The sequence below is a fragment of the Microbulbifer hydrolyticus genome (assembly GCF_009931115.1).
GTDB lineage: Bacteria > Pseudomonadota > Gammaproteobacteria > Pseudomonadales > Cellvibrionaceae > Microbulbifer > Microbulbifer hydrolyticus.
The window spans coordinates 3622301-3637476 of record NZ_CP047491.1; the positions used below are offsets into that span (position 1 = coordinate 3622301).

Annotated in this window: 13 protein-coding genes; 3 read left to right on the forward strand and 10 right to left on the reverse strand. The window is 59.9% G+C overall.

The genetic code is table 11. The features are described from left to right. The first annotated feature begins 200 nt into the window (after positions 1–200). The 3 genes from GTQ55_RS15470 to GTQ55_RS15480 all read left to right on the forward strand — a co-directional run bounded on the left by GTQ55_RS15470 (position 201) and on the right by GTQ55_RS15480 (position 6612). Complete coding sequence (locus tag GTQ55_RS15470; RefSeq protein ID WP_237567714.1) at positions 201–2126, forward strand: glycoside hydrolase family 13 protein; 1926 nt, start codon at positions 201–203, stop codon at positions 2124–2126. A 12-nt stretch (positions 2127–2138) separates the two neighbouring features. Then, positions 2139–4598 carry a glycoside hydrolase family 31 protein gene (locus tag GTQ55_RS15475; protein ID WP_237567715.1) on the forward strand — a complete coding sequence of 820 codons (2460 nt, stop codon included), beginning with the start codon at positions 2139–2141 and terminating at the stop codon, positions 4596–4598. A gap of 115 nt (positions 4599–4713) precedes the next feature. Next, complete coding sequence (locus GTQ55_RS15480; RefSeq protein ID WP_237567716.1) at positions 4714–6612, forward strand: alpha-amylase family glycosyl hydrolase; 1899 nt, start codon at positions 4714–4716, stop codon at positions 6610–6612. A 40-nt stretch (positions 6613–6652) separates the two neighbouring features. Here the strand turns inward: GTQ55_RS15480 and GTQ55_RS15485 are convergent, their stop codons facing one another. Genes GTQ55_RS15485 through GTQ55_RS15530 form a run of 10 tightly spaced genes read right to left on the reverse strand, consistent with a single transcriptional unit; the run spans position 6653 to position 15011 of the window. Then, positions 6653–7384 carry a hypothetical protein gene (locus GTQ55_RS15485; protein ID WP_202620636.1) on the reverse strand — a complete coding sequence of 244 codons (732 nt, stop codon included), beginning with the start codon at positions 7382–7384 and terminating at the stop codon, positions 6653–6655. Then, complete coding sequence (locus GTQ55_RS15490; RefSeq protein ID WP_161859541.1) at positions 7362–8168, reverse strand: FTR1 family protein; 807 nt, start codon at positions 8166–8168, stop codon at positions 7362–7364. The genes GTQ55_RS15485 and GTQ55_RS15490 overlap by 23 nt, the downstream gene beginning before the upstream one ends. Before the next feature lie 27 nt (positions 8169–8195). Further along, on the reverse strand, positions 8196–8537 hold the full coding sequence (locus GTQ55_RS15495) for a cupredoxin domain-containing protein (protein WP_161859542.1): 342 nt from the start codon (positions 8535–8537) through the stop codon (positions 8196–8198). Continuing rightward, positions 8530–9930, reverse strand: a complete 1401-nt coding sequence (locus GTQ55_RS15500) for an ATP-binding protein (protein WP_161859543.1) — start codon at positions 9928–9930, stop codon at positions 8530–8532. Before GTQ55_RS15500 ends, GTQ55_RS15495 begins: the two co-directional genes overlap by 8 nt. Then, entirely contained in the window at positions 9930–10589 is a 660-nt protein-coding gene (locus tag GTQ55_RS15505) for a response regulator (protein ID WP_161859544.1), read from the reverse strand. Before GTQ55_RS15505 ends, GTQ55_RS15500 begins: the two co-directional genes overlap by 1 nt. 14 nt (positions 10590–10603) lie before the next feature. Then, positions 10604–11287: a tetratricopeptide repeat protein gene (locus GTQ55_RS15510; protein ID WP_237567717.1), complete on the reverse strand. Its 684-nt coding sequence runs from the start codon at positions 11285–11287 to the stop codon at positions 10604–10606. Then, positions 11284–12117, reverse strand: a complete 834-nt coding sequence (locus tag GTQ55_RS15515) for an SDR family oxidoreductase (RefSeq protein WP_161859545.1) — start codon at positions 12115–12117, stop codon at positions 11284–11286. The genes GTQ55_RS15510 and GTQ55_RS15515 overlap by 4 nt, the downstream gene beginning before the upstream one ends. After that, the gene (locus tag GTQ55_RS15520) at positions 12117–12788 is read right to left on the reverse strand and encodes an iron-containing redox enzyme family protein (protein WP_161859546.1); all 672 of its coding nucleotides are present in this window, start codon (positions 12786–12788) and stop codon (positions 12117–12119) included. Before GTQ55_RS15520 ends, GTQ55_RS15515 begins: the two co-directional genes overlap by 1 nt. After that, positions 12775–14307: an AMP-binding protein gene (locus tag GTQ55_RS15525; protein ID WP_161859547.1), complete on the reverse strand. Its 1533-nt coding sequence runs from the start codon at positions 14305–14307 to the stop codon at positions 12775–12777. The genes GTQ55_RS15520 and GTQ55_RS15525 overlap by 14 nt, the downstream gene beginning before the upstream one ends. Continuing rightward, positions 14298–15011, reverse strand: a complete 714-nt coding sequence (locus GTQ55_RS15530; protein ID WP_237567718.1) for a thermostable hemolysin — start codon at positions 15009–15011, stop codon at positions 14298–14300. The genes GTQ55_RS15525 and GTQ55_RS15530 overlap by 10 nt, the downstream gene beginning before the upstream one ends. Positions 15012–15176: the final 165 nt, after the last annotated feature.

Sequence of the window (15176 nt, forward strand, 5' to 3'; positions counted from 1 at the left end):
TTTCGGCCCGGTGTCCGGTGACGCTTTTCACTACAAGGTCACGGTATTTCCAGGCCACAACACATACTGGCGAACTGGCCGGTCAATACCTCCTCCTCACCTGGGGCGTGGAGGAAGGGCGCGCCAGGCCAGATCGGCAGTCCCGGCGGGTAACTCCCCCCGCAGGGAGGGGGATAACAGGCACCCCCGGAGCGGGCACAATGGCGAAAAAAAGTGCGATTGACCGCCGAAAACTCCACCCACAGGTGCCTGCGATGATGAACACACGCCGCTCCAAGACTCTGCTGTTTACACTGCTGATGTTTCTGTCTGCGGGCTGCAGCGCCGCAGACCAGTCCCGCATCGAGCGCGTGGAGCCGCCGTTCTGGTGGACCGGGATGGCAGAGTCCGACCTGCAGCTGCTGGTCCATGGCAAACACCTGGCGGACGCGAGGGTGCGTGTGGATTACCCCGGGGTCACTGTCACCGGCACCGAGCGTGAGCAAAACCCCAATTACCTGTTCATCAACCTGGCCATTGCCGATGCCGCACAGCCGGGCACCGTGGAAATTCACCTGGCCTCCAGCGGCTGGGAGCAGACCGTCAACTACACGCTGAAACAGCGCCGTGCGGGCTCTGCACAGCGCCAGGGGTTCAATAGCTCGGACGCCATCTACCTGATCACCCCTGACCGTTTTGCCAACGGCGATACCGCCAACGACGCCACCCCCGATACCCTGGAGAGCCCGGACCGCAACGACCCCAATGGCCGCCACGGCGGCGATATCGCCGGTATGTTGCAGCACCTGGACTATGTGGCGGACATGGGGTTTACCCAGATCTGGCCGAACCCGCTGATTGAGAACGACCAGCCCAAATACTCCTACCACGGCTACTCGGCGACAGACCTCTACCGTATCGACTCCCGCTACGGCAGCAACGAAAGCTTCCGCGCATTTGTGGCGGCGGCCAAACACAAGGGGATCGGCGTGATCCAGGATATGGTTCCCAACCATATCGGTGACGGTCACTGGTGGCTGCAGGATCTGCCCGGTGACAGCTGGCTGAATGGCAAGGGGATCAAAAAAGGCGAGTTCGAGTACACCAACCATGCGCGCACCGTGCATATGGACCCTTATGCCAGCCACAAGGACCACCAGCTGTTTACCGACGGCTGGTTTGTGGACTCGATGCCCGACCCCAACCAGCGCAATCCGCGCGTGGCCAATTACCTGATCCAGAACGCCATCTGGTGGGTGGAGTATGCGGACCTCTCCGGCATTCGCGTGGACACCTATGCCTATTCCGATCCGGACTTCCTCACCCGCTGGTCTGCCCGCCTGATGCAGGAATACCCCAACTTCAATATTGTCGGCGAAGAGTGGACCCGCCAGCCGGCACTCGTTGCCTACTGGCAGGCGGGTAACAACAATCGCAACGGCTACGTTTCCAACATGCCCAGCATGATGGACTTCCCCCTGCTTTATGGCCTGCGCGACGGGCTGGAAAAACCGGAGAGCTGGAGCACCGGCCTGGTGACCTTGTATGAAACACTGGCCAACGACGTGCTTTATCCCGACCCCAACAACCTGGTGATTCTCGGTGGCAACCACGACATGAGCCGCCTTTACAGCCAGCTGGATGAGGACCCCGGCAAGTTCCGCATGGCAATTGCCTACATCGCCACCATGCGCGGCATCCCGCAGTTTTACTACGGTGATGAAGTACTCGCGAAAAGCCCCAAGCGCCGTGACGATGGCGTGGTGCGCAGCGATTTCCCCGGTGGCTGGCCGGGTGACGCGGTCAATGCATTTACCGGCACCGGCCTGAGTGAACAGCAGCGCGAGGCACAGCACTTTGTGCGCACGCTGTTCCGCTGGCGCAAAGACAAAGCCGTCATCCACAACGGCCAGCTCAAGCACTTCGCGCCGGTGGACGGCCTGTATATCTATTTCCGCTACGACGATACCAACACGGTAATGGTCGCCATCAACAAAAGTGATCAACCCAGAGAGCTGCCGCTGGCGCATCTGGCCGAGATTCTGGGCAATAAAACCACTGCCATGGATGTTGTCCAGCGCAACCGCCAAAACCTGAATGACCTGGTCATCGCCGCACGCGATGTTCAGATCTTTGAAGTTCAATAAAAGAAAACGACGATGAAGACGATGAAAGAGAACACCCGATACTCACCCCGGAAGCTGATTCGGAAACTTGGTCTGGGCATGCTGCTGGCCGCAGTAATACAGCCCGCCAGTGCAAATACATTGCGTGAATACAAGAGCCACCAGCTGCTGGACGACAAGCTGGTGATCCAGACCAGCGACAGCAAGGTCACCCTAACACCGCTGAACAGTGCCGCTTTGGAAGTCCACTACCAGCGTGAGGGATTAAAGCAACTGCCGTCTTTTGCCCGCGCCGGCGATCCCGCCGAAGACCTTCAGGCACAACTGAGTGTTTCCGAACAGGCGCTGCGCTACTCCCTCGGTGAGCTCACCGCAGTGATTCACAAATCCCCGTTTGCCATCGAATACCTGCGCGGCGGCGAAACACTGCTGGCGGAAGAGCACGGGTTCTTTGCCAATGCCACCATGCGTGGCTTCCGCTTTGCATTGCAGGAGCAGGAAAAACTGATCGGCGGCGGTCAGCGTGTACTGGGCATGGACCGGCGCGGCCATCGTCTGCCGCTCTATAACAAGGCCCACTACGGCTACAGCACCGAGTCCGAGCAGATGTACTTTGGCCTGCCGGCGGTGATGAGCAGCAACAAATACGTACTGCTGTTCGACAACAGCGCCACCGGCACCATGGACCTGGGCGCCAGTGAAAAAGACGTGATGCAGTTTGAGGCCGTTGCCGGTCGCAGTGCTTACATCGTGGTGGCCGGCAACGACTACCCCAAGCTTATCGAGAACTACGTGGATGTTACCGGCCGCCAGCCGATGCCGCCGCGCTGGGCACTGGGTAACTTTGCCTCGCGCTTCGGCTACCGCACCGAACAGCAGGTGCGCGATACCGTGGAAAAATTCCGCGAGGAAGATTTCCCGCTGGATGCCGTGGTACTCGACCTCTACTGGTTCGGCCCGGACATCATGGGCCACATGGGCAACCTCGCGTGGGATAAAAGTGCATTCCCGCAGCCGGTAAAAATGATGGCGGACTTTAGCGAGCAGGGCATCAACACCATCCTGGTTACCGAGCCCTTTGTACTCTCCACCTCCGAGCGCTGGGACTCTGCCGTGGCCGGCAACGCACTGGCGAAAAATATCGCCGGCCAGCCGAAAACCTTTGATTTCTACTTCGGCAACACCGGCCTGATCGACGTCTTCTCCGAAGATGGCCGCGACTGGTTCTGGAATATCTACAAGGGCCTGAAGGAACAGGGCGTGGCCGGCTGGTGGGGCGACCTCGGCGAGCCGGAAGTACACCCGTCGGATACGGTACACGCCGTGGGCATGGCGGACGAGATCCACAATGCCTTCGGCCACCGCTGGGCGCAGATGCTGTTCGACAATGAAAAGTCCGACTCCCCCGAAGAGCGCCCGTTCATCATGATGCGCGCCGGCTTCCCCGGTTCCCAGCGTTTCGGCATGATTCCCTGGACCGGCGACGTCGCCCGCAGCTGGGGCGGTCTCAAGCCTCAGGTAGAACTCTCGCTGCAGATGGGCCTGCTGGGCTTCGGCTACACCCACTCCGACCTCGGCGGCTTTGCCGATGGCGAGAAGTTTGACCGCGAACTCTACATCCGCTGGCTGCAGTACGGCGTGTTCCAGCCGGTCTATCGCCCCCACGCCCAGGAGCATATTGCCCCGGAGCCGGTGTTCCACGATCGCAAAACCCGCGACATCCTGCGCGAGTATGTGAAGCTGCGTTATCGCCTGCTGCCCTACAACTACACTCTGGCGTTCGAAAACAGCCAGACCGGCATGCCACTGATGCGCCCGCTGTTCTTCGAGAATGAATCCAACCTGGCGCTGATGGACAACAAGGACGCCTACCTGTGGGGCAACGATTTCCTGGTGGCGCCGGTGACCGATGAAGACATCGATGAAGTAGACGTTCCGCTACCCGGCGGTGTCTGGTTCGACTTCTGGAGCGATGACCGCTACAGCGGCGCATCCGCGGAAATCGATGTGGACCTGAAAACCATCCCGGTCCTGGTTCGCGCCGGTGCGTTTATCCCCACGGTCGCCGACCTGCAGAACACCCGCGATTACTCCAGTGCATACCTGCGCCTGGATTACTACGCCGACGATTCCGTCAGTAGTTCCCGCGGCTATGTATACGAAGATGACGGTGTGACCGCCGGAGCCTTTGCCAAGGGCCAGTATGAAAAGCTTGCCTTCACCAGCGAACGCAAGGGCAACACCCTGCACTTTGCCTTCAGCCGCAGTGGCGATGGCTACAGCAATGCGCCGGAAGCCCGCGCGATGGATCTGGTAATGCATAACTGGCAACAGGCACCGGCAAGCATCCAGCTCGGCGACAAGACCATTCCGCTGGTACAGAAACAGAACCAGTTGACCGACCACACTGCCTATTACGACAAGCGCAGCAAGACCCTGCAGGTGAAGTTCCCCTGGGGTAAGCAAGACCTGGCAATGGCTGTCACGCTGTAACGAATCAATCGATGCGAAGAAATTGAAAGAACGGAATGTTATGAATAAGTTTGCCCGAACCCTTTTGGCTCCCGCTGTCGCCGCTGCACTTCTGACGGCCTGTGAATCCAGGCCCGTGGATAACCAAACCACGGCGGATACCGCCGACAGTATCCACGAAACATCCCAGGTCTCGGCCGCGAAAGGCCCTGCAGCAGAGAACACAGCGCTGCACACAGCAACTGCCTCCCCGGTCGAAACCTTCGGCAAGCCGGTGATCTACCAGGTTCTGCCGCGACTGTTCGGCAATACCAATGCCACCAACAAACCCTGGGGAACCATCGAAGAAAATGGTGTCGGCAAATTCAGTGACTTTACGCCCGAGGCCCTGCAGGCGGTGCGCGAACTGGGCGCCAACTACATCTGGTATACCGGTGCACTGCATCATGCGGTGGTACGCGATTACACCGAGTTCGGCATTGCCAATGATGATCCCGATGTGGTGAAAGGCCGTGCGGGTTCTCCCTACGCGGTGAAGGATTACTATTCCGTAAACCCCGACCTGGCAGAGGACCCGGCCAAACGCCTGCAAGAGTTTCGCGAGCTGATCGCCCGCTCTCACGAAGCCGGCCTCAAGGTCATCATTGATATCGTCCCCAACCACGTCGCGCGCAATTACCAGTCCCTCGACAAGCCGGAGGGCGTGCGCGATTTCGGTGCCGACGATGACACCAGCGTGGCCTATGCACGCGATAACAATTTCTACTATGTGCCGGGCGAACCCTTCCAGGTACCGGTCGCCGACGATGGCTACCGTCCCCTGAACGGTGAGGCCCACCCGCTGGTCGACGGAGAGTTTACCGAGGTACCCGCCAAGTGGACTGGTAACGGCAGCCGGGCACCGCAGCCGGCCCAGGGCGACTGGTATGAAACGGTCAAAATCAACTTCGGGGTGCGCCCGGACGGCAGTCACGATTTTGCCGAACTGCCCGCAGACTTCGCGAATAAAGACTACAAAGCCCACGCAGCGTTCTGGGCCGACAAGGACGTGCCGGACAGCTGGAAAAAATTCCGCGAGATTACCGACTACTGGCTCGCGTTCGGCGTCGACGGCTTCCGCTACGACATGTCCGGGATGGTGCCGGTGGCGTTCTGGAGCTACCTGAACTCTTCCATCAAGATGCAAAAGCCCGACGCATTGTTGCTCGCAGAAATCTATCAGCCAGACCTGTACCGGGATTACATTCACCTCGGCAAGATGGACTACCTCTACGACAAGGTAGGCACCTACGATGCAATCCGCGCGGTAATGGAAGGCAAGGCCGGCACCGATCCGCTGGTAGATATCCAGAACAGCCTGGAAGGCATTGAAGACAACATGTTGCGGTTTATGGAAAATCACGACGAGCAGCGTATCAGCAGCCCCGAGTTCGCCGGTAACCCGCAAGCCGGCATTCCCGCCATGGTGGTATCCGCCACCATCAGCGGCGCCCCCACCCTGCTCTACTTCGGCCAGGAACTGGGTGAGCCCGGTGCTGGCGATGCCGGTTTCGGCAAAGCGAGCCGCACCACCATTTTCGACTACTGGTCAGTCCCCAGCATTCGCCGCTGGAACAACGAGGGACAGTTCAACAGCGAAAACCTCAGTGACGCCGAACAGCAACTGCGCGATACCTACCGGCGCCTCCTGGCCTTTTCCACCAGCAGTGAGGCACTGCGTGGCGACTACACGGACCTGCACAGCTACAACCGCAAACACGGACAGGGCTATAGCGATCAGCAGTTCGCGTTTGCCCGTTGGGCGCCGCAGGAGCGGCTGGTGGTGGTAGCCAACTTTGCCGACACCGCAAAAAGCCTGACGCTGAAGCTGCCTGCGGAGTTATTGCAACAGTGGCAGCTGCAAGATGGCCGCTACCCGATGAGCGAGAAGCTACAGGGAGCCGCGGGTGCGGAACTGAGCGTGGAGAACGGTGAAGGGAAGGTTGCCCTTGAGCTGGAACCTTTCGAGAGCGTGATCCTGCAGCTGGAAAACTGATTGATTCCCGCCGCCGGTGGCAAGGCCGCTGGCGGCGGGTTCAATAAAACTCAAATTCCAGCAGCAGGCGTATTGTCTGATCCGCGCTGTCACTGGTCAGCCCCTGTATGACGCCCAGCTCCCACAGCAACTGCTGGGCGCGGGGCAATTTTTTTACCCCGCGAATAACCGGGCCCACGCCGGTGTAGTCCTGCCCCGCATAGAGTTCCAGGCCCGGCTCGAACAGGGGCGTCCAGCGGTAGCGCGCCTGCAGGCGCAGCTCGGACTCCCACTCGTTGGCAAAATCGTCGCCCCACTCGTAAACCGCGGCAAAGTTGGCAGTACCCGTCCAGCGCCCCCACTCCCTGCTGGCCAGCAAGGTCGCCGCCGCCTCCCAGATATCGTCTTCACGCTCTTGCTCCAGCTCAAACAGCATGCCCCAGTCCGCAGCGTACTCCCCCTGCTCGGTGAGCTGCCACTTGGCCTCCAGCTCCACGGCGGCGAGTCTCAGATCCTGCCCGGAATTCTTCTCGCCAATCAGGTAGACCTCGCCAAACCAGCGGTCGGAAAAACTGCGGCCGAATCCCAGCCGGTGCAGCTGCTGCCCCTCATAGGGCTCATCCCCGCCGGGAATCGCCGATGTGCGCCACTCCAGTTCTTTTTCCAGCGGTTGAACATAGGGATCGTAAACACGGTCGACCACTTGCCCATCCGCGTGCGCCACCGATGGTACCCCCATCACGATGACACAAGCGGCCAGCAGAGAGGCATCAGTGCGCAATCGCGGGGACATGGGAAGACGTTCGAAAAACATAATGCGTAACCCCAAGTATCAGCGCCATCACCGCCATACTCGTTGTGTATAAGAAGACTTCAATCGGCGTCGGCGACGCCTCGTAACTCACCAGGGCAAACAGCAGTTGCCCCACCAGCGAATGCTCGGGCAGCAATCCGGAGCTATCCCAAAGAGGTGCCTGTGCCGGCAGCCAGTCCACCTGAATCAAAAGTTGTGCGGCCTGTGAACACATGCCCCCGGCAACGATGGTAAGCAATATACAGGTAACCGGCAGGATGTAGCGCTTCGGCAGGCCGAGCAAGAGGTAATACAACAAGGCACCAATACTAAAGCCGATTCCCGCGCCGATCAGTGCGCCCTTTACTACGCTGCCAAACAGTTCCGGCTGCGAATGAAAGGTATACAGGTAAATATAAATCTCTGCGCCTTCGCGCAGTACCGAGCAGGTCACCGCCAGCAACATCAACCACTTTAGCAGCGAGAGCCGGTATCCAGGGCGATAGTAGTTGATCACCATCAGAGTGGTCGCCATCACTAGCAGGAAATAGATCCAAAAATGCAGCCCGGCATTCAGCAGCTCCTGTCCGGCGCCGTCGAAGGCATTCGAGATTGCCGCCAGGTTATTTCCATACACGGCGGAGCCAATACCACCCAAAACCAGTGCAAGCAGAAACCAACGCGTCGACAGCCCGAGAAAGCGGCTCATGGCGAGCAGGATGCAGAACACCAGTCCCGCTTCGAGCACTTCCCGGAAAATAATAATCACACTGGTCAATAGCATGGAAATTGTCTGTCGCTATCCAAAATATTATTCCGCAATGACTTTGCCCTGCGCCGTTTTCGGGTTGAACTCACCAAAAAATGGATACTCGCCGGGCTTCAGTGGGCCAATAAAGATAATCGCTTTCTGCCCACCCATAATCACCTTTTCCCGGTTCAGCTCGTAGCTTTCAAATTCCTCCGGCGTTTTGTCCCGGTTGTGGACAATCAGTTTCACCTTGGTATTGGCGGGCACCACAAGCTCTGAGGGAATAAACAGATGGTCGCGTATTTCCAGCGTCACTTCTGGCCGCCCGGCGCCAAAACAGAAAACGATTGCAGGAAGCACCAGCAGCGCGTTGCGCGCCCGGGTCCAACGGCTGTCACGCATGATTGGTCTCTCCCTGTGCAATGCTCTCATCCGTCGCCTGTTCCCGGTTCGGCCCACGGCGTGGAAACCTCACCTGAACCGATAACCCATGACCGAAATGCGACGTGCCGAGCTTGATGTCTGCATGGTGCAACTGAGCGATATGCTGCACGATCGACAACCCGAGCCCGCATCCTTCCACCGTAGACGTATGTCGATCGCCGCCGATACGATAGAAGCGCTCGAACACCCTCGCGTATTCCTCTTCCGCAATACCCGGTCCGGAATCTTCCACACGCAGCTCCACTGCATCATTGAGTGGCCTCACGGAAACTTCGATGCGGCCACCCTCCGGCGAGTACTTATTCGCATTTCTGAGCAGGTTCTTGAGCAGGATCGATAACGCGAAACGGTCACCATCAAGTGTGGCGGAAGCACCACGCAGTTCCACCTGCTGCTCCCGGGCGGCAAAGCCCGCATAGTTCTCGGCAATAATTTCCCGCGCCAGGGTGTAAATATCCACGGACTCAAAGCGCGCCGGGTAGTGATCCGGGGTCGTTCGGTAGAGATCGAGCATCTGTTCAACCAGGTGTGACATGCGCTCCACGCTAGCCTGTAGCTTTGCCAGTGAATCCGGTTTGTGGGCCAGTTGACGCTCTCCGCCCGAAGATTCCGACAGCTCGCGTTCGACATTGTGCGCATGCACCTGGATCGCACTGATCGGCGTACGCAATTCGTGCGCGGCATCCGCAGAGAAGCGCCGCTCACGATCGAATGATCCCTGCAGCCGGGCGAGCAGCGCATTGGTGGAGGAGACAACCGATTGTAATTCCACCGGTGGACTATCTATTGGCAGTGGACGCAGATCTTCCGCGCGCTTTTCCTGCAACGCCGCGGCCAGTTTTCGCAGACTGCTCAGGCCGCGCCCCAGAATAAGCCAGATCAGTAACCCGGCTACCGGTATGCCAATCAGAATTGGAGAAACGGACTCGAGGATAACCCGGTCCGCCAACTGGAAGCGCAGGTCAATGCGCTCGGCCACCTGTACCCAGGCACCCAGATCCGCCGCGTGATGGGTGAACACCCGCCATCGGTAGCCGGAAAAATTGATCTCACGATACCCTTCGGCAAAGGTGCTCACCGGGGTTTGCGGGGCATTGTTTGAGCGCATCAACAGGCTTTGCTCATCTGCCCACACCTGAAAGGCCATCGACCCGGTATGGTCCACCACGACGGGAATTTTTTGAGGCACCGGCATGGCAGAAAGCAGCTGCGCGGTAGCCGCCATCTGCTGATCAAACAGTTGCTGCGCTTCCGCCATACTGGCGCGATAGCCCTGCAATGCGGACACAAAATTAACCAGCACGATGGTCGACAGCAGGGTGACCAGCATGAAGATGCGAATAGACCTCACTATGCGGGGCCCACCTTGTAGCCTACGCCGCGGATCGTCTGGATAAATTCGGGATAGATTTTCTTGCGCAGGTTGTGAATGTGCACATCCACGGTGTTGCTCGATACTTCCTCACCCCAGCTATACAGCTTGTCTTCCAGCTGCTCGCGGCTGAGGATATGCCCGGGACGCTCGGCCAGAGCGCGCAACAGGGTAAACTCCCGCCGTGACAACCGCACCGCCTCGCCCGCGCGAAAGACTTCATGGGAGGCAAGGTTGATCTGCACATCGCCGATCGCGATCTCTGCGCTGAGCCCCACGCCCGCGCGACGTTCCAGCGCGCGCAGGCGGGCGAGCAGCTCATCGACTGCAAACGGCTTGGTCAGGTAGTCGTCCGCGCCAGCGTCCAGCCCCTGCACTTTTGAGGCGAGATCATCCCGCGCGGTGAGTATCAGGACCGAGGACTTCACACCGTAGCTGCGCAACTGCCGCAACACCTCGATCCCATCGATATCCGGTAACCCGAGGTCGAGAACGATGACATCCGGCTGCGCGGCGCGAGCGAGGGAAACCCCCTCCCCTCCTCGCGCAGCCAGGTCGACGGCGTAACCCGTATGGCGTAGTGCCGTGGCAATGCCATCGGCCAGGGACTCATCATCCTCGATTAGCAATATCCGCATTGACCGTGCAGTTCCTAGTGCATTTCCTGCTGTATTTTCGCCTGCAGACTTTTGATTTCTCCCAACCGCCCCTCGCTGGCGACAGGCCGCTGGGGGTCTGTTGGTGCCTGCTCCGCACGGTGCAGGTACTCAAGCGCCTGCGCGTAGTTTTTCTTCTGGAAAAGGTAGTCGGCGTAGAAGTAGTTGGCATCCACGTCTTTGGCGCCAAATTCCAGTCCTTTACGCAGAAAGGATTCGGCTTTTTTATCATTGCCGAACCCTATTGGCCAGCTCGGCACCTGGTAATACAGGGAGCCGAGGCTGGTATAGGCGGCTCCGTCCAGCACACTGCCATCGATGGCGATGGCCTGCTCCAGGTCGGACTTCGCCGCCTTTACCGCGGACAGCGCTCCCAAACCACCCTTGGCCCCGGCATAGGAGGCGCGAATGATGCCGCTCCACACCCACACCGGTGCGCTCTGCGGGTAGGCCGCGGTGGCCGCCTGCGCCTGGCCAATGAGTTCGGAGAACTGCGCGGCCTGTTGCTTCTCCGGCGTGCGGTACTTGATCTTTGCCCAGGCAGTTTGCAGCTCGGCGACACGCTCGTCCGCCGAATCCGCCATAGCGGTCAGTGAGAAAAACATCTGGGAAAACAACGCGACCACCAAAACGGCGATGGCACGGGAACATTTTTGCGCGGCAAGTGGCAAACCTTTCATGGTGTTTCTCCTTTGAGGTCGGGGAAATTCTGTTGCGCATACTCGCGGATAACCGGCAGCTTCTTCGCCAGTGCGGAATCCACCAGTGCGGGGAAAATTGCATTTACCTTGATAAACAGCCGCTCCGGCCAGCCGATAAAGCGCCGGCGGCTACCGCTGCCTTCGAGGAGATTGAGGCAGGCCAGGGCAACCCGCTGCGGCGAGTCGGACTTGTTGCCGAGTGAGCGATTGAGTGCATTCACCGAGTCCGAGTTGAACGCGGTATCCACCGCGCGCGGTGCCAGGTAGTGCACGCGCACGCCGGAATCAGCCACCTCGCGACGCAAGGCCTCGGTGAACCCGTGGAGACCGGATTTACTGGCGCCATAGACACTGAAACCGGGATGACCGATATGGCCAAACGCGGAACCGATGTTGATCACCGCGGCGCGCCTGCTGTTCTGTAGCACCGGCATCAAGTCGCGGGTCAGCGCCATCGGTGCAAGCAGGTTGGTGTTGAGAATGCGCACCAGCTCGTCATCGCGGGTGTCCGCCAGCAAAGCAAACGTCGATACGCCGGCGTTATTGATCAATACGTCCACACCACCCGCTTGTTGGCGGCAGGCCTGTACCAGTCCCTGACGAGCGTCGGGGTCCAGCAGGTCGGCGACCAGCACCCGGTGTTCCGCCTCGCCCGGGAGGGACTCACACAGTTGCTGCAGGCGCTTTTCATCTCGCCCCTGTAGCAACAGCCGGTGTCCCCGCGCGGCGAGCAGCTCGGCAATCGCGCGCCCGATACCGCCACTGGCGCCGGTGACCAGTACCGTCAAAGACTGTGCCGCGGTATTCATCACGCCGCCTCCAGTGTTGGGGAACAGCGCTCGACTTCACGGAAGATGTCCCCGTACAGGCGGTAGAACGCCCGCGCGCTGTGCACGATGGCTGCCTTGTCGGTGTCACACTCGATCCGGTTCATCAGGCCGCGGAAGAAATCTACATGTCCTATGTCGAGATCGCCGTGCGACAGCAGGTAGCTGAAGGCCTTGTTCGGCAATCCCAGCGAAGTCTGGATTGCACGTGCGGCACTGGTTGCCAGCGCGATACTGGTGCCCTCGAGGACATTGACCATGCCAAAGAAGCTCACCGGGTTACCCCTGGCAATGGCATCGTAGGCGTAGGCCACCATCATCTCGGTGGAGAAGTTCGGTCGACCGTGACGCACCGCCTCGGCATCGGCACCACAGGCAGCGATGTCATTCAGGATCCACTCCTGATGCCCGATCTCCTCTTCGATGTACTCTGCCAGCGCCTCGCGCAGCCATTCCTGGTGACCTCCGAGGCGACTGCCGCAGGCCATCATCAGCGGCACCGTATGCTTAACGTGGTGGTAGGCCTGGGTCAGGAAAGCCACATACTGTGGCAGTGTGATTTCGCCGCGGGCGCCAGCCTGGATCAGTGGCACATTCAACAGTGACAGGCGAGCCTCTTCGGTCCTTTGTTGTAGTTCGTCATAGAACAGCATGGGATTCTCCGTACAGCGTTTCAATGGATTCGGCATAGCGGTGTGAGATGGCATCGCGACGCGGGCGACCGTTCGCCGTGAGCAGGCCATCGTCGAAAGAAAGTGGGGCAGGCAGACGCGCCCAGTTGCGGATCTGTGCGTAGTCGGGAAGGCGCTCGTTGATCGCCTGTATCCAGCGGTCGACCTGCGCATCCTCCGTACCGGGGAGCGGAAAAACCAGCGCACAGCAGTGTGGTCGCGCATCGCCGATGACCACACACTGCAGAAGCATCGGGGTGAGAAGGATTTCACTCTCCACCCACTCCGGCGAGATATTGCGACCGAAGGCGCTGATGAGCAGGTTCTTCTTGCGACCGGTGATATGCAGGAAACCATCCTTGTCGATGGCGCCCAGATCACCGGTTGCCAGCCAGTCCCCATCCATATCACTGCCGACGCCGCTGTCGCCCAGATAGCCCAGGTAGCGGGGCCCGCGTACCTGGACCTCGCCGTCGCACACGCGGATTTCACAGTGCGGCAATGGGCGACCGGCAGCGCCAGGACAGTCTGCCCCCGGCAGGTTGAGCGCCACCACCGATCCACACTCGGACAGGCCGTAGCCCTCGAACACCGGCAGCCCCAGTGTGCGCGCCTGGCGCAGCAGTTCCGGCGATACCTTGCCACCACCGACGGCGACAAAGCGCAGGGAAGGCGGTGCCTGCCACTGCCCCAGCCGGACTTGTGCCACCAGCAGCTTCAGGATCTGGGGCAGTAGAATCAGGCTGTCCGGCTGGCACTCGTCGATGCAACGACACAGCTGCGCCGGATCCAGTTGTGAGCTGCCGTGAAAACCCAGCTTCTCCAGAGAGGGCGCAATGACGGTGCCTCCAAGCAACCAGCAGGTATAGGCACCGGCGACGTTCTCCAGCAGTGTCGCCAGTGGCAACAGGCACAGGTGCCGAGCGCAACCGAGTTCCACGAGTGCCTGCGCGAGCGCAGCGGCGGTGGCGTACTGGGTTTCATTTGCCAGACACACGCCGCGGGGGGTTCCGGTGGAACCGGAGGTAAACGTGACCTTGGCGGTTTCCGCGGGCAGCGCCACCCGGGTTGCTTGCGGAATCTCAATCAGGGTCAGGCCGGCCAGTTCTCCCAGGGCTTCACCCACCGGCTCAAGCGGGGTGAAACGCTCGCAGTCATCGGTCAACAGCGCCTGCATACCACTGGCGCGAATGGTGTGCTCGAGCTGTTGCGCGGAAAAAAAGCCGGGAAGCGGCACCAGCGTCACGCCCGCTTGCTGACACGCCAGATCCACAAGCAGCCACTCGGGTCCGTTGTCCGCAAATAACCCGAGTACCTCGATGCCCTGACGTTGCAGGCCACTGGCCAGCGCGTCCAGCGCCCCAAACAACTGCGCGTAGCTCAGATCACTATTACTGTTGACCTTGGTGCTGCCGCCGGTTTCCAGCCCGCGCAAGCCCACAAGGGCATTCCGTGTGGGGTACTGCGCAGCGTATGCAGTGATCTGCTCGATCAATTGCATGGGTGTACCTCCCGCATTGAGGAAGCCATTTGCTGTGCCGGACCGGAACAGGCCTGCAGCAGCTCCCGGGCCAGTGGATGCTCGAGTAGCGCGCGACGCTCTTCCGCGACATTGATCGCGGTGACCGCCGGCTTTGTCTCGTAGTAGCTGCCCCAGTCCGCGAGCCGGTCACCCAGCCGCCGGCCGTCGGCCTGGCACAGGACAAACTGGTTGCCAGTGAGCTTCTGCAACAGGCGACGGACTTCCGGTGTGGCGGTAAAAATGGCCCAGGTCACGTCCGCTGCCGCAAACAGTTCCGCCAGCATGAGAAACAGCAGGCGACTCCCGCCGCGCGAGGTGGACACCAGGTTTCCGATCTCCACGATGTCGCAACGCGCCACCTCACTGCCGGTAGCATCCGCCAAAGCGCGCTCAACCGGCTGGTTCAGGTATTGCTCCAGGAACAGCGGCGCGGTATCCGCCCGGCGCATTCCCAGGGCGGATACCAGCCCGGTCTCGTTGCGCCGCGCCAGTAGCAGCGGCATAAAGTGGTACAGCCGGGCCCCGTAGGTCTCGGAGAAGGTTGCTGCGATATAGGATTCAATCGCCTCACGGTCTTCATCCCCGGCGGCGCTCAGGGAGAACCCCGGACAGACACCTGGCGCAAAAATCCTCGCGCCACTATTCGTTCTTGTTTCCATCGTTGGATAGGTTTCCGCTTCCATTGTGCCCACTCTCCGGACTGTCGATGTAGTGAGTCTATGGCGGCAAAATTAAGGCAAACTTAAGCTGGCGTAATTTGCGCGTAATTGTCGTGGGCAGAGACGCAACACATGCTCTCCACTACAGTGTGTTTGCGCTGAAACCAACCTAAGCTGATACTGTCAGAG